The 19,446-nt window shown below is 34.7% G+C and carries 16 protein-coding genes and 1 tRNA gene; 10 read left to right on the forward strand and 7 right to left on the reverse strand.

Annotated elements, in window-relative coordinates; genetic code table 11:
* The coding region (locus K8V80_RS08185) for a TonB-dependent receptor (RefSeq protein WP_276776910.1) at positions 1-868 on the reverse strand (868 nt) is incomplete at its 3' end.
* Positions 869-956: 88 nt separating this feature from the next.
* Between K8V80_RS08185 and K8V80_RS08190 the strand changes: the two genes are divergently transcribed.
* The 3 genes from K8V80_RS08190 to K8V80_RS08200 all read left to right on the forward strand — a co-directional run bounded on the left by K8V80_RS08190 (position 957) and on the right by K8V80_RS08200 (position 5,294).
* Positions 957-1,859, forward strand: coding sequence for a bile acid:sodium symporter family protein (locus tag K8V80_RS08190; protein ID WP_276776912.1), 903 nt, complete (start codon positions 957-959; stop codon positions 1,857-1,859).
* A 60-nt stretch (positions 1,860-1,919) separates the two neighbouring features.
* A complete protein-coding gene (locus tag K8V80_RS08195; RefSeq protein ID WP_006745763.1) occupies positions 1,920-2,468 on the forward strand; it encodes an HD domain-containing protein in 549 nt (182 codons plus the stop codon).
* A gap of 90 nt (positions 2,469-2,558) precedes the next feature.
* Entirely contained in the window at positions 2,559-5,294 is a 2,736-nt protein-coding gene (locus K8V80_RS08200) for a putative LPS assembly protein LptD (RefSeq protein ID WP_276776915.1), read from the forward strand.
* A 69-nt stretch (positions 5,295-5,363) separates the two neighbouring features.
* Here K8V80_RS08200 and ung read toward each other — a convergent pair whose 3' ends face one another.
* On the reverse strand, positions 5,364-6,029 hold the full coding sequence (ung, locus tag K8V80_RS08205) for a uracil-DNA glycosylase (RefSeq protein WP_006745761.1): 666 nt from the start codon (positions 6,027-6,029) through the stop codon (positions 5,364-5,366).
* A 14-nt stretch (positions 6,030-6,043) separates the two neighbouring features.
* Positions 6,044-7,081 (reverse strand): aspartate--ammonia ligase, encoded by a 1,038-nt coding sequence (gene asnA / locus K8V80_RS08210; RefSeq protein ID WP_276776920.1) that lies wholly within the window; start codon positions 7,079-7,081, stop codon positions 6,044-6,046.
* A 198-nt stretch (positions 7,082-7,279) separates the two neighbouring features.
* On the opposite strand from asnA, the gene K8V80_RS08215 reads away from it, so the two are divergent.
* Positions 7,280-7,353: transfer RNA gene (locus tag K8V80_RS08215), tRNA-Arg, on the forward strand.
* A gap of 272 nt (positions 7,354-7,625) precedes the next feature.
* Here K8V80_RS08215 and K8V80_RS08220 read toward each other — a convergent pair.
* The 4 genes from K8V80_RS08220 to lysS form a co-directional block, all read right to left on the reverse strand.
* Complete coding sequence (locus K8V80_RS08220; protein ID WP_006745759.1) at positions 7,626-8,387, reverse strand: HAD-IA family hydrolase; 762 nt, start codon at positions 8,385-8,387, stop codon at positions 7,626-7,628.
* A gap of 77 nt (positions 8,388-8,464) precedes the next feature.
* A complete protein-coding gene (locus tag K8V80_RS08225) occupies positions 8,465-9,802 on the reverse strand; it encodes a glucose-6-phosphate isomerase (protein ID WP_276776924.1) in 1,338 nt (445 codons plus the stop codon).
* An 18-nt stretch (positions 9,803-9,820) separates the two neighbouring features.
* Positions 9,821-10,816 carry an NAD(P)H-dependent glycerol-3-phosphate dehydrogenase gene (locus K8V80_RS08230; RefSeq protein WP_040310468.1) on the reverse strand — a complete coding sequence of 332 codons (996 nt, stop codon included), beginning with the start codon at positions 10,814-10,816 and terminating at the stop codon, positions 9,821-9,823.
* A 70-nt stretch (positions 10,817-10,886) separates the two neighbouring features.
* Complete coding sequence (lysS, locus tag K8V80_RS08235) at positions 10,887-12,617, reverse strand: lysine--tRNA ligase (RefSeq protein ID WP_006745756.1); 1,731 nt, start codon at positions 12,615-12,617, stop codon at positions 10,887-10,889.
* A 236-nt stretch (positions 12,618-12,853) separates the two neighbouring features.
* Here lysS and K8V80_RS08240 point away from each other — a divergent pair, with 236 nt between their 5' ends.
* The 6 genes from K8V80_RS08240 to K8V80_RS08265 form a co-directional block, all read left to right on the forward strand.
* Positions 12,854-14,215, forward strand: a complete 1,362-nt coding sequence (locus K8V80_RS08240) for an MATE family efflux transporter (RefSeq protein WP_276776926.1) — start codon at positions 12,854-12,856, stop codon at positions 14,213-14,215.
* Between the two features lie 97 nt (positions 14,216-14,312).
* The gene (locus tag K8V80_RS08245; protein WP_006745754.1) at positions 14,313-14,942 is read left to right on the forward strand and encodes an AAA family ATPase; all 630 of its coding nucleotides are present in this window, start codon (positions 14,313-14,315) and stop codon (positions 14,940-14,942) included.
* A 1,468-nt stretch (positions 14,943-16,410) separates the two neighbouring features.
* The gene (locus K8V80_RS08250) at positions 16,411-17,229 is read left to right on the forward strand and encodes a MotA/TolQ/ExbB proton channel family protein (protein WP_276776929.1); all 819 of its coding nucleotides are present in this window, start codon (positions 16,411-16,413) and stop codon (positions 17,227-17,229) included.
* An 87-nt stretch (positions 17,230-17,316) separates the two neighbouring features.
* Positions 17,317-17,922, forward strand: a complete 606-nt coding sequence (locus K8V80_RS08255; RefSeq protein WP_006745752.1) for a biopolymer transporter ExbD — start codon at positions 17,317-17,319, stop codon at positions 17,920-17,922.
* Positions 17,923-17,945: 23 nt separating this feature from the next.
* Positions 17,946-18,629, forward strand: a complete 684-nt coding sequence (locus tag K8V80_RS08260; protein WP_276776931.1) for an ExbD/TolR family protein — start codon at positions 17,946-17,948, stop codon at positions 18,627-18,629.
* A gap of 23 nt (positions 18,630-18,652) precedes the next feature.
* The coding region (locus K8V80_RS08265; protein WP_276776933.1) for an energy transducer TonB at positions 18,653-19,446 on the forward strand (794 nt) is incomplete at its 3' end.

Here is a 19,446-nt window from a genome sequence, read left to right on the forward strand (position 1 = left end):
TCTTTTCATATTGATTGTTGTACTTGGCAGAGTAGAAAGTATTTGCACCATACTGTTGATCACTGAATCCAAACTGCCAATTTACATCAATATCATCCGATGTATAAACCCCATGATAATAGGCTTTTCCCGTTTGAAAATCGCTATTGGTAGTAGCTCCATCTGTACGGCGGAAACTGCCAGATACTTGATGACTAAATTGTTTATTAGAGTAGTTTCCTTGCATACCAGCACCAAATAGTCCGTATGCTCCTGCTAGAATATCTCCTCCAATATGACTTTTAGAGTCGTTCTTGGTTACTATATTAATGGCTCCATTGAATGCTGAAGTTCCAAATACACGAGCAGCGGGTCCTTCAAGGACTTCTATTCGTTCTATGTCATTCATGGATACTGGAAAATCTGTAGTAAGGTGCCCAGTTTGAGGATTGCTGATGTTGATACCATTAAGGAGAATTGTGATTTGGTCGAAAGTACCTCCTCGGATAGAAATGTCAGTTTGGATACCGAATTCGCCTCTTTGACGAACATCGACACCTACTGCATATTTGAGTAGATCATTAATACTATGTACTGCCGCAGCCTCAATTTCTGGCTTAGAGAGGACAGTTACCATACGTGCAGACTCAGCTTGTGTGAGTGGTACACGACTGCCAGTGACTTCCACTTCTTCGAGCTCGTACTTCCTTAGTTTTTCAGAAGATTGTGTCTGAGCTTGCATCAGCTCAGCATTAGCAAATGTTAATGTAGCAAAAGCTAGTACACCAATATTTACTTCTTTCTTTAAACTAGAGAAAACAGAGAACCCTTTATTGCTGAATCTTTTCCAGCGGGAAGTATAGCATTTTGCTAACTTGTTTTCTTTCATTTTGAATTAATTTTAAATAAAAAGCATAGCAAATATAAGGTTTATACTTTATTATTATCTAATATTGTTCGTCCAAATGAGAATCTATATGTTGACATATTTAAAGAACTGGACTTTGCCTATTGCTATGTTTTTGGGCATAATCGGTTACCCTATATTTTTAGCACTAGAGTTTACAGTACCATTTCTTGTCTTTTTTATGTTGCTGCTCACTTTTTCAAAAGTTCCAGTAAAAGAAATAAAAATAAAGTGGCATCACATCTTTATGCTTTTTGTTCAATTATTTGGAGCCCTAGGTATTTATTATCTTCTTGCTCCTCTTAATGTGATTATTGCAGAAGTCGGTATGGTCTGCTTTGTGTGTCCCACAGCTACTGCTGCTGCTGTTATAACGAATAAACTGGATGGCAATATGAATAGTGTAACTGCTTATACATTGCTTAGTAACACTGCGGCTGCATTTGCTATACCTCTGCTATTCTCTTTGGTTCAAGGCTCTACAGCTCTTTCTTTTGTTGATGGTGCACTCTTGATTTTTTATAAGATATTTCCTCTTCTATTTGGTCCTTTTCTTGCGGCTTGGGTCATTCAAAAGAAGTTTCATAAGCTACATTATTTCTTAGTAAACAAGACTGAATTTGCATTCTATATGTGGGCAGTCTCTCTCTCCATAGCCATAGCTAAAACGATAGAGGCATTGAAAAACTACTCTATAAGTTGGCAATTATTAGTAGGTATTGCTTTGATGGCACTATTTGTTTGTTTTGCTCAATTCTATATAGGGAAAAAACTAGGTAAAACTTCCGATGAACGGATCGCTTGTGGACAATCATTAGGTCAGAAGAATACCATATTAGCAATTTGGATGGCATATACTTATTTGAACCCACTAGTTACTATTGGACCGGGAGCCTATATCTTTCTGCAAAATGGATTTAACTCGTATCAACTAGAAGTTCATCGAAGGAAGAAAGAGTTGAAGAGAAAATAATACGAAGATAAAATGGAGAGTTGTGAAAAAAAAGATAACTTTAAAGATAATTGATATCGTATGATTTTTATGTTAGATCCCTATACAATTATTGATAAATACTATACTGGTTCGGAGAAGCTAAGGGGAGTATTACTAGTCCATAGTAAATCTGTAACCGATAAAGCTTTAGAAATAGCCAAAAAACACCCAGAATTAAATATTGATGAACGTTTTATCTATGAAGCAGGAATGCTGCATGATGTAGGTATATTTAAAACGAATGCTCCAGATATATATTGCCATGGAGAACTTCCTTATATTGCTCATGGGTACTTGGGTGCTGATATGCTTCGTGAGGAAGGCTTCGAAAGACACGCTTTAGTATGTGAAAGACATACAGGAACAGGTTTGAGTCTTGATAATATAATGAAGGAAAATTTACCAATACCACACCGTGATATGCAACCTATAAGTATAGAAGAGCAAGTCATCTGTTTTGCCGATAAGTTTTTCTCAAAGACACATTTAGATAAGGTGAAAACCATTGAAGAAGCACGGAATAGCCTAGTCAAATTTGGAGAAAAAGGGGTCGCAAAGTTTAATCACTGGTGTGATTTGTTCCTTTAGCTTACAAAAAAAGATTAAAAAAGGAGTTTAACAAAGTTAATTACTCAGGAATATGTACTTTTGCCATTTAAAGTGTAATTTTGTAGGCCAATGAAGCCACTAAAAGCTAAGTTTTTAATATTCGCATTTGTAACTCTCTTTTTGTTCTTGCCCATATTTTTAATGGCTCAAGGACGAAAGGGAAACTCAGATATATCTCAATCTACATCTAAGGAGTTAATTTTAAAAGATTCTTTGGGTGCAGACTCTCTATCTACTACTACCGACTCAATAGCTAAAGACTCTTTATCTATTGATAGTATCAAGCCTAAAAAGAAAGAACCGATTAATGCTCCAGTTGTGTTTGAGGCTTCAGACTCCATAGTTTACGAGATGGGTGGAATTGCCCATTTATTTGGTAGTGCTAAAGTAAACTATGAAAAAATAGAACTAGATGCAGATATTATTACTATGAATATGGATAGTAGTACTGTTTATGCACGTGGGCTTGTAGACACCTTAGGTGTTCAAGCAAATACTGTATTTAAGGATGGAGAAACCAGTTATGATACCAAGGGTATTCGTTATAACTTCAAATCACAAAAAGGGTTTATTAGTAATATTGTAACTCAGCAAGGAGAAGGGTATATCACAAGTAATCAGGCAAAAAAGGGTCAAGGAGATGAGTTCTTTATGCAAAATGGTAGATACACCACTTGTGATCACCATGATCATCCTCACTTTTACATGCAGCTTACTCGTGCAAAAGTACGTCCTAAGAAAAATGTAGTAACAGGTCCTGCTTATTTAGTAGTAGAAGATGTTCCGTTACCCATTGCTGTTCCTTTCTTCTTTTTCCCCTTTTCAAGTAGCTATTCTTCAGGTTTTATCTTACCGACCTATATGGATGATTACAGCCGAGGATTTGGTTTGACTGGTGGTGGTTATTACTTCGCAATAAGTGATATAATGGATTTGAAGCTTACTGCTGATATATTTACAAAAGGGTCATGGGCATTGGGTGTTGAAACAAATTATAATAAGAGATATAAATATTCAGGCTCATTAATGGCAGATTATCAGATAACTAAAACTGGTGATAAAGGGTTAGATGATTATATGGAGGCAAAAGATTTTAAGGTGGTATGGTCCCATCGACAAGATCCTAAAGCAAATCCGAATAGCTCTTTTTCAGCAAGTGTAAACTTTGCAACCAGTAGTTACGAAAAGTCTAATATTAATAACTTATACAACTCTCAGTTATTAACTCAAAATACCAAAACTTCTAGTGTGAGTTATACTCGTTCATTTCCCGACCAGAAGTTAACTCTTTCTAGTACTTTCAATATAGCTCAGACAACACGAGATTCATCCGTAGCCATTACTCTGCCCGACTTAAATATTAGCTTAAGTAGAATATTCCCATTTAAGCGAAAAAAAGCCGTTGGTGAAGAAAAATGGTATGAGAAAATATCATTGAGCTATACAGGTAGATTAAGTAATAGTTTAAAGACAAAAGATGATCAAATATTTTCTTCTAAGTTTAAGGACTGGGAGAATGCAATGAATCATAATATCCCTATCAGTGCTACATTTACACTATTTAAATATTTAAATATTACACCCTCTTTCAACTACACAGAACGTTGGTACACTCGTAAAGTGAATAGAGAATACGATGACGAAAATAGAAGATGGATACCTACTGATACTATACATGGGTTTAATCGTGTGTACAACTATAATGCAAGTTTAGGTATTAGTACAAAGTTGTATGGTAGATATAAGCCCTTATTCATGAAGAAAAAAGAAATAGATATTCGTCACGTGATTACCCCTCAAGTGAGTTTTAGTGCAGCTCCTGATTTTGGTTCTTCTCGTTATGGATACTACGAAACCTATATTGATAACGAGGGAAAAGAACAATACTACTCTCCTTATGAAGGTCAGATGTTTGGTGTTCCTGGTCGTGGGAGACAAGGAAATATTAGCTTTGACTTATCAAATAATCTTGAAATGAAGTTTCGGGATAAGAATGACTCTATTAGAAAGGTTAGTTTGATTGATGAGTTAGGAGCTAGTATGTCATATAATACTGCCGCAGAAGAAAAGCCTTGGAGTGATTTATCATTCCGTATGCGATTGAAGCTTTCCAAGAATTACACTTTAAATATGAATACTTCTTTCGCTACTTATGCTTATGAGTATGATGAGCGAGGTAATGTTGTTGTAGGTAATAAAACTGAATGGTCCTATGGACGCTTTGGCCGATTCCAAGGATGGGGTTCTTCATTTAGTTATACATTCGATAATAATAGCTGGAAAAAATGGTTTGGTAAAGATGATGAGAACTTAGGGGAAGATACTGAAAATGATCCAGACGCAGCAACTGAAAATATAGAACATAAAAGAAAAAGCTCTATTACTGAGAAGAAGAAACAGAAACCAAAAGTAGATTCAGATGGTTATCAGGCATTCAGTATGCCTTGGTCTATTAATGTAAACTATTCTTTCAATATCCGTGAAGATAGAAGTCGTAAGATTAATGATAAAACGATGCGTTACCCTTATAAGTTTACGCATAACATTAATGCTTCAGGTAACTTAAGATTATCTAATAAATGGTCTTTTAACTTCAATACAGGATATGATTTTGATGTAAAGAAGATAACTCAAACTTCTTGTACTATTTCAAGAGACTTACACTGTTTTAATATGTCAGCAAGCTTTTCTCCATTTGGTGTATGGAAGTATTACAACTTCACGATTCGGGCCAATGCAAGTATGCTTCAAGACTTGAAGTGGGATAAACGAAGTCAGACTCAGAGCAATATACAATGGTATTAATGATAAATAAAAAAACGGTTTAGTAACTCACTAAACCGTTTTTTATTTATCATTGTGCACTATGAAAGCTCACCATTCAATGGGGGCTTTTCCATGTTTAATTAAATAATCATTTGTTTTGCTGAAATGATTGTTGCCAAAAAAACCTCTGTGAGCGGAAAGAGGTGAAGGGTGAGGAGAAGTAAGAACTAGATGCTTTTTTCTATTAATAAAGGCTCCTTTACGTTGAGCATACGAACCCCAAAGAATAAATACTAGGTTTTCTCTTTCTGTTGCTAGAGCTTGAATTGCAGCATCAGTAAACTCTTCCCAACCTTTATTTTGGTGTGATCCTGCTTGATGTGCTCTAACTGTTAGTGTAGCGTTTAGCATTAAAACACCTTGTTTGGCCCAATGGCTAAGATCTCCATTACTGGGAGGTTTTGTTCCTAAATCATTCTCTATCTCTTTGTAGATATTGCGTAGTGAAGGAGGAATTTGAACATCTGGGTTTACTGAAAAACACAGACCATTAGCTTGTCCATCTCCGTGATAGGGATCTTGCCCTATCATTACTACTTTAGCTTGATCAAAAGGGCATAAATCAAAAGCATTAAAAATTAGGGCTGCAGGAGGATAGATAGGTCCATGGTATTGATATTCTTTGCGTACAAAATCTGTCAACATTCCAAAGTATGGTTTCTTAAACTCATCTTCTAGAACTTCTTTCCATTTCTCCTCAATCCGTACTTCCATATTAATTTGTATTTTTAGATTAATTGTATGTTCATTTTTTTACATTCCTCTATCATTTCACGAGGCCATATGCTAGCTTGTATTTCTCCTATATGCGCTTTGCGCAAGTAAAACATACAAAGTCTAGACTGTCCGATACCGCCTCCGATAGACAAAGGTAATGAACCTTCTACTAATCTCTTATGAAAGTACAATTCTAATTTTTCTTCAGTACCCGATTCTTTTAATTGCTTAAGTAATGTTGCTTTATCAACCCGCACCCCCATAGACGAAAACTCTACAGCTCTGTCTAAAACTCTGTCCCATAGCAATAAATCTCCGTTAAGTCCAGGTAGTCCATGGTAGCCTATAGTAGAATAATCATCATAGTCTGCTGCTCTACCATCGTGTTTGGTTCCATCAGCTAATAAGCATCCTATTCCAATAATGAAAACTGCACCATATTTGTCTGTTATTGCATTTTCTCTTTCTTTGGGAGTTAGGTTAGGGTAGAGTTGTCTTAATTCCTCTGCGTGAATAATATATAGCTTTTCAGGGAGGTAAGGAGTTATTTGGGGATAACTTTCGTAAACCATATATTCAGTTCTTACCATTGCAGCATAAATACGCTTTATTATTTCAATGAGGAAGTCTATATTACGTTCGTCTTCAGTAATCACTCTTTCCCAGTCCCATTGATCTACATATAATGAATGTAAATTACCCAATTCTTCATCCGAACGTATGGCATTCATGTCAGTATAGATTCCATATCCTGGGTCTATATTATAGTCAGCTAGAGTTAACCTTTTCCACTTAGCAAGAGATTGGACAACTTCTGCTTGTGCTTCATTTAAGTCTTTAATAGGAAAAGATACAGGTCGTTCTACACCATTAAGATCATCGTTGATACCCATACCTTTTAAAACAAAAAGAGGAGCAGTTACTCTCCTTAGCCTTAATTCAGATGATAAATTGACTTGAAAAAAGTCTTTTATATGTTTGATTCCCAGCTCAGTTTGTTTAAGATCGAGAATGGGGGTGTATCGTTTTGGTTTAATTAAATAGCTCATGTTTGATTTTTATTTGTAGTGCAAATATAAGGATTATTCTTTTGTTTAGAACTATATGTCTGCTTAATATCCTGTATGTTGTTCAAATAGATATTATATATTAGTTATTTGTGTCTAATTGATTAATTGGGCATTTGTTTTATTTCCTTAATATTTTAGGATGATGAGTATATTTTTTTTATTTTTGTAAGGTAAAATGGCCCAGTAGCTTAGCTGAATAGAGTGTCAGATTCCGGTTCTGAAGGTCATGGGTTTGAATCCCATCTGGGTCACATCAATAATAGGTACTTATTATTTAAAGAAACGAAGAGTAGTTACTGAACAGTTCCTACTCTTTTTTTATATAATTAAAACTCTCTTAATGTGTCTTTTAAAAGTTATCAGTGTGAGAATTTATACCTATGCCTCATTTTAAGCTACTTTATTCAGTCATAACGTTAACATCGAGTATTTAGATATTTTATCTTGATTGGTTCCTTTTTAGCATAAAAAAAAGACCTCACTAAAAGATTAGTAAAGTCTTGCTACAGATTGATAGTTGCTTTTATTTTTTCTTCTTTCCTGAATTTTTAGAACAATATAGGATATCGTTCTGCAGTAAGTCCCAATTATCCGCTAGAGCTTGCATGGATGGGAAAACGATATCTGCACCTGCATCAAGCAAAATAGAGTCATCCAGAGGACCTGTATTTACAGCAAGAGTTAATATTCCTGCTCTAACAGCCGATTCAACTCCTAGTGGAGCATTTTCTACTACTACAGCTTCATTTGCTGATATGTTAGCCTTTTTAAGAGCCATTAAGTAGGGTTCAGGATCGGGTTTACCATGTTTTACATCGTACGCAGATATAATGTAATCCTCTTTAAAAGTATTTGGAAAATGCTTTTCTAATTTTTTTAGTAATGAGTGTTGTCCTGATCCTGTAACAACCATTGGAATGAGCCCTTCACTTTTTACTTTTAGAAGTAAGCTATAAGCTCCTTTCATCCTTTCTGCTGTAGGTAGAGAGTTGAATAAATCACTCTTTTCTTCATAGATCTTTGTTACCTCTTCATCCGTTGCGTCTCGTCCATGTTCACGTTGGCATACAAGGTTTATTGTTCCTCTACCTGTTCTGCCTTCATTCATGTAAACCTCTTCTTTATTCATGTCTAAGTTATGTCGTTTCATAACTTTATTCCATGCTTCTGCATGATTTGGCATAGAGTCGAAGAGAACACCATCCATGTCAAAAAGTACAGCTTTGAGTTTTAGATTAGATTGTTTGTGTTGGGTTAAATAGTTAATAATTTGTTGTTTATACATACTGAATAGTAAGTTTGTTTTATAAAAATAAAGCCAGCTTTTATTGCTGGCCTTAAATATACTCAAAATGTCTGGTTTTACAGCTTAGCCTGAATAGCTTTTGATTGTTCTTCGTAGCCTGGCTTGTTTAATAATGCAAACATATTGCTCTTATATGCTTCAACACCTGGCTGGTTAAATGGATTAACACCTAGAATATATCCACTGATACCACAAGCTATTTCAAAGAAATAGATCAATTGACCTAAATGACGTTCGTTTAGACTAGGCATAACTATGCGTAGATTAGGAACACCACCATCCACGTGAGCTAGTTGAGTACCCAGTTCGGCCATTTTATTTACCTCATCAACTCGTTTTCCTGCTAGGTAGTTTAGACCATCAAGATTTTCTTTGTCTTCAGGAACTCTAAGTTCGTGATTTACTTTTTCTACAGAAATAACAGTTTCAAAAATACTTCTTTCTCCTTCTTGAATCCACTGTCCCATAGAGTGTAAGTCAGTAGTTAAGTCAACTGAAGCTGGGTAAATACCTTTGTTTTCTTTTCCTTCAGATTCACCATATAATTGCTTCCACCATTCACTTACGTAGTGAAGTTTAGGGGTGAAGTTTACAAGGATTTCGATTTTCTTACCTTGTTTGTATAGTTCATTTCTTGTTGCTGCATAGATAGCTGCAGGGTTCTTCTCAAAAGGAACATCTAGTCCGCAAGCTTTTTCCATTTCTGCTGCACCTGCAATTAATTGATCAATATCAAAGCCTGCAACAGCAATAGGCAATAAACCTACAGGAGTAAGAACAGAGAAACGTCCCCCTACATTATCAGGAATAATAAAAGATTTATATCCTTCTTTATCTGCAGTAATACGTGCTGCTCCTTTATTTGCATCAGTAATTGCAACGATTACTTTTTTAGCAATCGCTTTACCTCTTTGCTCTTCACATTGTTTTTTGAGAAGGCGGAAAGCAAGAGCCGTTTCTGTAGTTGTACCAGATTTTGAAATATTAATAATACCAAAGCGCTTTTCTTTAAGGAATTCTAATAATTCAAATAGGTAATCTTCAGAAATATTGTGTCCAGCATAAAGTATGATAGGATTTTTTCTGTTTTCAAGTCTTAAATCGAAGCTGTTTGAAAGTGATTCAATTACAGCACGTGCACCTAAATAGCTACCACCAATACCAGCAACAACTACAACATCGCAATTGTCTTTTAGTACTTGTGCAGTTGCTTTTATATCCTCAAGATGTTCTTGAGTTGTAGAGCTTGCTAAGTGTAACCATCCTAAAAAATCACTACCTTTTCCTGAGCCATTTTCAAGTGCTTCTTGAGCTTTATGAATTGGTTCTTTATAAGTAGCAATTGCATCATTGGATATAAATCCTAATGTTTTCTTAATGTCTAAACTAATCATATTCTTATTTTAATAGTCTTATTTTAATCTATTTGTGAGTAACTTCATCTCAGAGCGTGGGTCAGCATTTTGATATAACACTTTATATACAGCCTGCAAAATAGGCATATCTACTTGTTGTTTGAGGTTGATTTCATAAATACATTTAGTGCCGTAATATCCTTCGGCTACCATCCCCATTTCTGCTTGAGCTCCTTCTACAGAGTGCCCTTGACCAATAGAATGACCAAATCTTCTGTTTCTACTGTACTTAGAGTAACCTGTAACTAGTAAGTCTCCTAAATAAACAGATTCGCAGACGTTTCTGTTCAATGGATATACTTTATTCAAAAACTTATCCATTTCTAAAATGGAATTTGAAAGTAAGACTGCATGGAAGTTATCACCATAGCCTAAGCCGTAATAAATACCTGCTGCTATAGCATATACATTTTTGAGAACAGATCCATATTCTACACCAGCTACATCTTTGCTTGTAGTTACTCGTACATAATCATTTGTAAGAAGGTTTGAGAAAGATTTTGCTTTTTCTAAGTCTGTACATGATACCGTTAAGTAAGATAGTTTATGTTTAGCTACCTCCTCTGCATGGCATGGACCACCAATAACAGCGATGTTGGGTTGTGATACATGATATACTTGACTGAAAAAGTCTGAGACTATTAGATTTTTTCCTGGAATAATTCCTTTAATGGCTGTAACGATAAGTTTATTTTCAAGACTTACTGTCAAGTCCTTTAATTCATCTTTAAGGTAAGGAGATGGAGTTACAAAAATTAATGTATCAGCAGTATTGATCGTTTTATTTATATCGTTGCTGAAGTTTATTTTGTTAATATCAAAATTAACGTTAGTTAGGTATGCTGGATTATGGCCTTTTTCCTTAAATGCGATGATGCGATCTTCACGATGCATATACCAGTTAATTTTGTCTTTCTTGCTGAGAACTATCTTTGCTATGGCTGTAGCCCAGCTGCCTCCTCCGATTATTGCAATCCTACCCAGTTTTTCCATATTTATAGACATAAAAACGTGAGGAATGAATCCTAAAGATAAGTCCATTCCCCACGTTCTATATAGTTTGTTAGTTTAATTTTTCAATCCATGCGGTAACTTCATTTACCGTAGGGTTAGTTAAGTCCAATTTATATTTCTTGTTAATACCACAAATATCTTGATGTAATTTCTGTGGCTTAACTTCTGCCAAATCAGAAACATGGTTGTATCCAGCTTTTTGAATTGCAGGAACCCAATCTTCTGAAATACCTAGTTCTGTATATTTATTGGCAGCATCTTTTTGTTCTTTTTTCTCTGGTCTCATTTGAGGGAAGAAAAGAACTTCTTGAATAGATTCTTGACCTGTCAATAACATAACAAGACGATCCATACCTATACCCATCCCTGCTGTTGGAGGCATACCATATTCTAGAGCTCTCACAAAGTCCATATCAATGAACATGGCTTCATCATCTCCCTTCTCACTCAATTTAAGCTGATCTTGGAAACGAGCCAACTGATCAATCGGGTCATTTAGCTCTGAGTAAGCGTTACAAAGCTCTTTACCGTTTGCCATCAACTCGAAACGTTCAGTTAAATCAGGATTATCTCTATGTTTTTTTGTCAATGGTGACATTTCAATAGGGTAATCTGTTATAAATGTAGGTTGGATGTAGTTACCTTCACAGAATTCACCAAAGATTTCATCAATCAACTTACCCTTACCCATTGTTTCATCAATTTCAAGGTTTAGTTTCTTGCAGATTTCTCTGATTTCATCTTCTGATTTTCCATTTAAGTCATAACCTGTAAACTCTTTAATAGAATCCAACATAGTTATGCGTTTGAAAGGAGCTTTAAAATCTATTTCGTTTTCACCTACTTTTACTTTTGTAGTACCATTTACATCTAAGCAGATTTTTTCAATCATTTGCTCAGTGAAGCACATCATCCAATTGTAGTCTTTGTAAGCTACATAGATTTCCATTACTGTAAATTCTGGATTATGTGTTCTGTCCATACCTTCATTACGGAAGTTTCTGGAGAACTCATATACACCATCAAACCCACCAACAACAAGTCTTTTAATGTAAAGCTCATTGGCAATACGTAGATATAAAGGCATATCTAGAGCGTTGTGATGTGTGATAAATGGACGTGCTGCTGCACCACCAGGAATTGGTTGTAAAACAGGAGTCTCTACTTCAATGTAACCTCTTGTATTAAAGAAGTCACGCATAGAGTTGTAAATTTTGGTACGTTTGATAAAGATGTCTTTGATACCTTCATTTACAGCAAGGTCAACATATCTTCTTCTATAACGCATTTCTGGGTCATCGAAGGAGTCGTAAGTTTCACCATCTTTATGTTTGACAATTGGAAGAGGTTTAATCGATTTTGATAGAATAGTAATTTTTTCAGCATGTACACTGATCTCGCCCATCTTTGTGCGAAAGACGAAACCTTCAATACCAACAAAATCACCAAGATCTAAAAGTTTCTTGAATACAGTGTTGTACATTGATTTATCCTCATCAGGACAGATGTCATCACGTGTTATGTATACTTGGATACGTCCTTTAGAATCTTGCAATTCCATGAAAGAAGCTTTACCCATAACACGACGGCTCATCATTCTACCTGCAATTCTTACTCTTTGAGGTTCCTCTGCATCGTCCTTGAAACTATCCTTAATATCAGTAGAGTATGTAGTTACATTAAACTCATCTGCTGGATATGGATCAATTCCCATCGCACGGAGTTCGGTTAGACTTTCACGTCTAATAATCTCCTGCTCACTAAGTTCTAAAATATTCATTTTTAATTTCGTATTAACTCTTCTTATATTATCAATTACAAAAGTACGAAAGTTTTTTTACATTATATATTGATAGTCAAAGTCTGTTTTCTTAATAGACTTCAATTTTGTTGTTTTTTAGTAAAAAAGTCTACTTATTTATCTCTTTAGCTATAAGCAACATTAACACTAATAAAGAGTTGAAGTTTGGTTCGCTCTTTCAAATAAACTAGCTTTGTAAGCTATAATCTTTTTATATGGAAGGAAATAAAGCAACACTAGCATTAGGTAACGAAAGTATGAGTAAGCTAATGGCACAATATGCCATTCCAGCTATTATTGCAATGACTGCAGCTGCTCTTTATAATATGATTGATAGTATTTTTATCGGTCATGGAGTAGGTGTTTTAGCGATGACAGGTTTATCAATAACTTTCCCCTTTATGAACTTGGCTGCCGCTTTTGGTGCTATGGTAGGATTGGGTTCTGCTACTCTTATATCTGTTAAACTGGGGCAACAAGATTATAAAACTGCCCAAGAGGTATTGGGAAATGTGGTAACTCTTAATTTTATTATAGGTATATCTTTTTCTATTATTTCCTTTATTTTCTTAGATCCTATTCTTTATGTCTTTGGAGCTAGTGACGCTTCCTTGCCTTATGCTAGAGACTTTATGGAGGTTATTTTGATAGGAAATATTTTTTCTCATTCTTATTTTGCTCTGAATGCCGTGTTAAGGGCTAGTGGGCAACCTCGTAAAGCTATGATTGCTACTATCTTTACTGTTTTAATCAATATAGTGTTGGCACCCATCTTCATTTTCTATTTTGGCTGGGGTATTCGAGGTGCTGCAACAGCCACAGTAACAGCTCAATTTATTGCTTTGTTATGGCAAACCCATTATTTTACAGATAAGAAGAATTTAATCCATTTCAAGAAGGGAACTTATCGTCTTAAAAAATATATTGTACGTGATATCCTTGCTATTGGAATGTCTCCTTTTTTAATGAATGCTGCAGCTTGTTTTATTGTGTTATTTATAAACTACAGTCTAGGTAAATATGGCGATGATTACTACATTGGAGCTTATGGAATAGTTAATCGTATTGTCTTTTTCTTCTTGATGATTGTAATGGGATTGAATCAAGGTATGCAGCCTATAGCTGGATATAACTATGGTGCTAAGCAATATGGGCGTGTTACCGAAATTTTGAAATTAACGATCAAATGGGCTACTTTAGTGACTTGTATCGGTTTTGCTCTTGGTATGTTTGCACCTCATTTAGTAGTCTCTATTTTTACTCCCGACGAAGAGTTAATCAATATTGCATCAAAGGGGTTGTCTATTACTACAGTGGCATTTCCTGTTGTTGGGTTTCAGATGGTTACTTCTAATTTTTTCCAGAGTATAGGGTTGGCAAAGAAGGCCATTTTCTTATCTCTTACCCGACAGTTGTTATTCTTATTACCTTGTTTGTACTTTTTACCCACGTTCTTTGGTGTAGAGGGAGTGTGGGCTAGTATGCCTGCTTCCGACTTTATAGCTGCACTGGTAGCTGCTATTTTGCTGTGGTACCAGTTTAGGCTATTTAAACGTTCAGAGAATAGTGAAGTATGATTCATAAATATGCATTGAAAAACATCTAAATACTTAAGTAACAAAAGAACTTGTAGATAAGGTAGATTGTTATCTTTTTAATACTATTCAAAATACCATGAAACAAAATTATATCATAAACATTGGTCGAGAACTAGGTAGTGGTGGTCGAGACATAGGTCAAAAGCTATCCGAGCATTTAAATTTTGAGTTTTACGATAGAAAGCTTATTGAAATAGCTGCTCAAGAAAGTGGCTTGTGTAAAGAGTTTTTTGAAAAGGCTGATGAAAAAGCATCACAAACACGTTGGGGCTCTTTCTTTGCTATGCGTTATCCTTTTATAGGTGATGGTGTTGTACCTTCTAATTTTTTAAGTAATGATGCTCTCTTTAAAATACAGAGTGATGTGATTAGAGAGTTGGCGGAGAAACATTCTTGTATTTTTGTTGGTCGGTGTGCTGATTATATTTTAAGAAATCATCCCAATTGCGTGAGTATCTTTATCTCTTCTCCTCATGATGACCGAGTAGATAGGCTTTGCCAAAGACACAATATATCAAAAGATGAAGCCGAAGAAATGATGATTAAGGCTGATAAAGGTAGATCTCAGTACTACAACTATTATAGCTATAATACATGGGGAGCTGCCAAGACTTATGATTTATGCATCAATTCTTCTTTGTTTGGATTAGATGGAACGGTTGATTTTATCGAAAACTTTATAAAACACAAATTTCAGTTGAAATAAATAAGGATTAGAATCCACTAATATTCTATATTTTATTAGAAGGAGGATAATGAGTAAAAGAATCAAATTACTCATTATCCTCCTTTTTTTGCGCATTTCTATTATCTGAGGTACAGTTCTGACTAATAAATCCTATTCTCTGTATGTCTTTAAATAAATGTAGTAATGAAAGGGTTTGAGATATATTCTGACACCGACATGTAATCGTCATGTCGGTGTCAGAGTATCATCATGTCGGTGTCAAAGTAATAGTTTGATTCTATCTATAATCCTTTTTCTCATCAGATTTGAAGTCTAAATTCTATCTTCTTGAAAAGAGAATTCGTGAGCTATAAAGTGATAATAGGAGTGGTTTCTGTTTGAATAGATGCCTAAGCACTAGATTTTATTCCTAAAAAACAGATTGATAAACACACTCTTATCTGTAAGATTTGCCTTTTCATTTTTCATTTGTGTTTCAATTGTGCTTTATTTTTCATTTTAACAATCATTAAGAAATGAGCATATATACATAAATTAACAATCAAACAGGGTATCAATTTTAACAGTTTATACGCATACAACTAGGAGAAATTTGAGTGATGAAAAATTGTTGCTACCTATAGGGGTAATTAGTCCTTTTTGTTGCTAATTATGAATTTTAAAATGAGCATTAAAATAAAACAGATTATGTTTGTAAAATAATTAACCGAGAAAAAACAGGTTTATTTTTTATCGGTTAATGTTTAAAATTTACCCGTTTTTATTTTAAAAATGCCTTATAGGGGGTTCTTATCTATATTTTATATATATTCTCGGATATAAGTTATGTCTAAAATCGCTCAAATGAATTGGTCTTTTATTCCATTTTTAAATTGTACAAGAAAAGTATTCAATTAGCAAAAACAGGATTATTTGTAAATTAATGTGAATTGTAAATTCTTCTAGTGAGATCCTGATTTTGAGAGTGAATTGTGTGAGAAATATTATTTATTACATTTGCTGATGTGATATCAACACGAGAAAATATTTATGAGAATCCGAACCCTAAAGAAGATCATAGATTGAACATAAAAGAATTATGTATCTCTTCTCGCTAAGATTTTGCAAATAGATATTTGTCATAAGAAAGATTAGTTCCTTTATGTTATAGTTGTGGATCTATGTCTATCCACAATCATACATACTCGAGCTGATGTTCACTTAAACCCTTGGTGAACTATTATATAAAAAAAGAGGTGAGCTCCCATATGTCATGTCTTCAATAATATATAATACTAGGTATGTGAAAAGAAGCATAGAAAATCTATTTAGAGATAGTTAGCTCTTTTAAGAAGCTACTGTTTGGTAGAAGGTTTCCTTAGCTTAAATGTAACATACAAGTTGTTTCCTCCAGAGGATGAAACAGATTTTATAAGTTAGTTTCTGAACTTGTTGTTTAGAGTTATTTAGCTATTAATCAATTATATACATTTAATTTATTGAAATTATGAAAACAAGAAAACTACAAAAAGGAAAATCTAATTCTAACGGTATTTCTGCTGCTTGGATTATTTTAGGATGTGCTATTATAGCTGGTTTATTCTTCTTTTACGTGTGTGGAGATGCAAGTCACTTCGATGAAAAAGGTCATCCACTTCCTGGCGATGTTTTTGGTACTTTATACCAAGGTGGTTATGTAATCCCAATCGTTATTACTCTTTTACTTACTGTTTTAACTTTATCTGTTGAAAGATTATTTGCGATGAGTAGAGCAAGTGGAAAAGGTAAGGTAGCTCAATTTGTTATCAATGCAAATAAGAAACTAGAAGAAGGCGACATCGAAGGTGTAGAAAAACTTTGTGATGAACAAAAAGGTTCTGTTGCGAATATTTTGAAAGCTGGTTTAGTAAGATACAGAGATGTAGAAAGTATTGACGACTTGACAAATGTTGAAAAAGCTGGGCTTATTCAAAAAGAAATTGACGAAGCTACAACTCTTGAACTTCCATACTTGGAAAAGAACTTAAATATCATTGCAGCTATTTCAAGTTTAGGTACTCTATTCGGACTATTTGGTACAGTACTTGGTATGATTCGTTCGTTTGCGGCTATGGGTAATGAAGGAGCTCCAGATTCAACAGCTCTTGCAGTAGGTATCTCTGAAGCACTGATGAATACAGCTATGGGTATTGGTACGGGTGCTGTAGCTATCATTACCTATACTTACTTCTCAGGTCGTGTACAATCTATTACTGATGCTGTAGATGAAGTTGGCTTTGCTATTGGACAAGCATTTGTAAAAACACATGGTGGTATTACAAAATAATTTTATCCAATACTTTTATCTAAAAATAATTCTCTAATAGGGAGATGTTGGTTCATTCCTTTCTCCCTCAACTAAAAAAAGAAGATTATGGCAAAAGTAAAGAAACATGATGTATTCATTGACATGACAGCGATGAGTGATGTTACTGTTCTCTTGCTTACTTTCTTCATGTTAACATCAACCTTTTTACCCAAAGAACCAGTAACAGGTATTAATGCTCCTGCTTCTGTAAAAGATATCAAGGTTCCAGATTATAATGTGATGAATATACTGATAGACTTGAAAGGAAAAGTTTATTTGAATATTGATAGACCCGAAGTAAAGCTTGAGGCACTAGATAGAATGTCAAAGCAGTATGGTGTAACATTCAGTGATCAACAAAAGAAGGTATTTGTAGAACAGCCTTATATAGGAGTACCTATTAGTAGGTTACCTGCATTACTCGACTTACCGATGTCCGATCAAGATGCTCATATGAGGCAGTATGGTATTCCTTCAGACAGTATAAGTAACCAATTAACGGATTGGATTCAAATAGCAAGAGACATTGACTCTGATATGAAAATTACGCTAAAAGCAGATCAAACTACTCCATACCCTATTGTAGAAAAGGTAATGAAGGATTTGGTTAAGATTAAAGCCAATCGTTATAGTTTGGTTACCGTATTAAAAGGAGCACCTGATGGTTTTTAATATAAATATAAAAAAATAAGAATATGGCAAGTATAGATACCAGTAAAGGTGGAGGTTCTAAGAAAGGTAAGCCTCAAAAGCAAACATTACGTGTTGACTTTACACCGATGGTAGATATGAACATGTTGCTCATTACATTCTTTATGCTTTGTAGTACATTATCAAAACCTCAAGTGATGGATATAGCGATGCCTACAGATCAAATAATGGATGAGTCCCAGACACCTAAAGTAAAAGAGTCAAAGGCAATAACTCTACTCTTAGGTGAAGATAACAAAGTTTATTACTACTTAGGTAAACTGGACGAAGAAGCGTATTCAGATTATAATACGCTAAAAGAAACCACGTTCTCTACCAGTACCTCCAATGAAGGCTTAAGAGATATTCTTTTGGAACGTAATATAGATGCAGTTCGTGAAATGAGAGAACTAAAGACAGAAAAACGTGAAAAAGGAAGTCGTATGTCTGAAGACGAGTTTAAAGAACGCAGAAATAAAATTAAAGGAGACAAAGACGCTTTAACTGTAATAATTAAACCTACAGAGCATTCCAATTACAAAAATCTAGTTGATGCATTAGATGAAATGGAAATTTGCAGTATTGGTAAATATGCTATCGTAGATATGACTGACGGAGATTACTTCTTAATTGAGAACCTAAAAACCCAAGGTGGTTTTGGTGCAGAGAATCTAGCTCCTCAAAATTAATAATTATTCTAAAATTAAATGCTATGTTAAAAGATGTCAATATAAACTCCAAAGAATGGTGTGACATGGTCTTTGAACAGAAGAACAAAAAATATGGGGCATATCGTTTGCGCCAGAGCTCTTCTAAAAGGCATTTTACCGCATTCTTGATAATCATTCTTTGTACTATTCTAGTTGCACTTATACCTCGTATATATAGTGTTGTGAAAAGTAAAACAGCAAAGAACTTAGGTCCGATGGAGGAGACCGTGGAACTTTCTAATATACCAATAGAGGAACAAGTTCCTGAAGAAAATATAATAAAACAAGAGGTAGCACCTCCACCACCTCCTCTGAAATCAACTATTCAGTTTGTTCCACCCGTAATTGCTAAAGATGAAGATGTTACGGATCAAGACGAAATGAAAACTCAAGAGGAAGTACAAACTTCTAAATTACAAATATCAGTTGCCGATGTAAAAGGAACAGATGAAAAATTAGGAGTGGATATTGCTGAACTAGAGCAACACAAGGTGATTGTTGGAGAAGAAGTGGCCGAAAAGCCTTTTGAAGTGGTTGAACAAGCTCCAGCTTATCCTGGAGGAGTTGAAGAGCTAATGAAGTATTTGTCAAAAAATATCAAGTACCCAACAGTTGCTCAGGAGAACGGAGTTCAAGGACGTGTAATCGTTCGATTCGTAGTATCAAAGACAGGAGCAATCTCAGATGTAACTGTAGTACGTGGTTTCGATGCTGCTTGTGATAAAGAGGCTGTAAGAGTTGTTAAGTCAATGCCAAAATGGCTTCCAGGTAAACAGGGTGGTGTAGCAGTACCTGT

Origin of the sequence: Bacteroides coprosuis, from assembly GCF_020741705.1 — a bacterium.
Taxonomy (GTDB): domain Bacteria; phylum Bacteroidota; class Bacteroidia; order Bacteroidales; family Bacteroidaceae; genus Bacteroides_E; species Bacteroides_E coprosuis.

Coding starts and splice junctions, on each gene's coding strand:
- K8V80_RS08190 (WP_276776912.1), top strand. CDS start 957: ATGTTGACATATTTAAAGAACTGGACTTTGCCTATTGCTATGTTTTTG.
- K8V80_RS08195 (WP_006745763.1), top strand. CDS start 1,920: ATGATTTTTATGTTAGATCCCTATACAATTATTGATAAATACTATACT.
- K8V80_RS08200 (WP_276776915.1), top strand. CDS start 2,559: ATGAAGCCACTAAAAGCTAAGTTTTTAATATTCGCATTTGTAACTCTC.
- ung (WP_006745761.1), bottom strand. CDS start 6,029: ATGGAAGTACGGATTGAGGAGAAATGGAAAGAAGTTCTAGAAGATGAG.
- asnA (WP_276776920.1), bottom strand. CDS start 7,081: ATGAGCTATTTAATTAAACCAAAACGATACACCCCCATTCTCGATCTT.
- K8V80_RS08220 (WP_006745759.1), bottom strand. CDS start 8,387: ATGTATAAACAACAAATTATTAACTATTTAACCCAACACAAACAATCT.
- K8V80_RS08225 (WP_276776924.1), bottom strand. CDS start 9,802: ATGATTAGTTTAGACATTAAGAAAACATTAGGATTTATATCCAATGAT.
- K8V80_RS08230 (WP_040310468.1), bottom strand. CDS start 10,816: ATGGAAAAACTGGGTAGGATTGCAATAATCGGAGGAGGCAGCTGGGCT.
- lysS (WP_006745756.1), bottom strand. CDS start 12,617: ATGAATATTTTAGAACTTAGTGAGCAGGAGATTATTAGACGTGAAAGT.
- K8V80_RS08240 (WP_276776926.1), top strand. CDS start 12,854: ATGGAAGGAAATAAAGCAACACTAGCATTAGGTAACGAAAGTATGAGT.
- K8V80_RS08245 (WP_006745754.1), top strand. CDS start 14,313: ATGAAACAAAATTATATCATAAACATTGGTCGAGAACTAGGTAGTGGT.
- K8V80_RS08250 (WP_276776929.1), top strand. CDS start 16,411: ATGAAAACAAGAAAACTACAAAAAGGAAAATCTAATTCTAACGGTATT.
- K8V80_RS08255 (WP_006745752.1), top strand. CDS start 17,317: ATGGCAAAAGTAAAGAAACATGATGTATTCATTGACATGACAGCGATG.
- K8V80_RS08260 (WP_276776931.1), top strand. CDS start 17,946: ATGGCAAGTATAGATACCAGTAAAGGTGGAGGTTCTAAGAAAGGTAAG.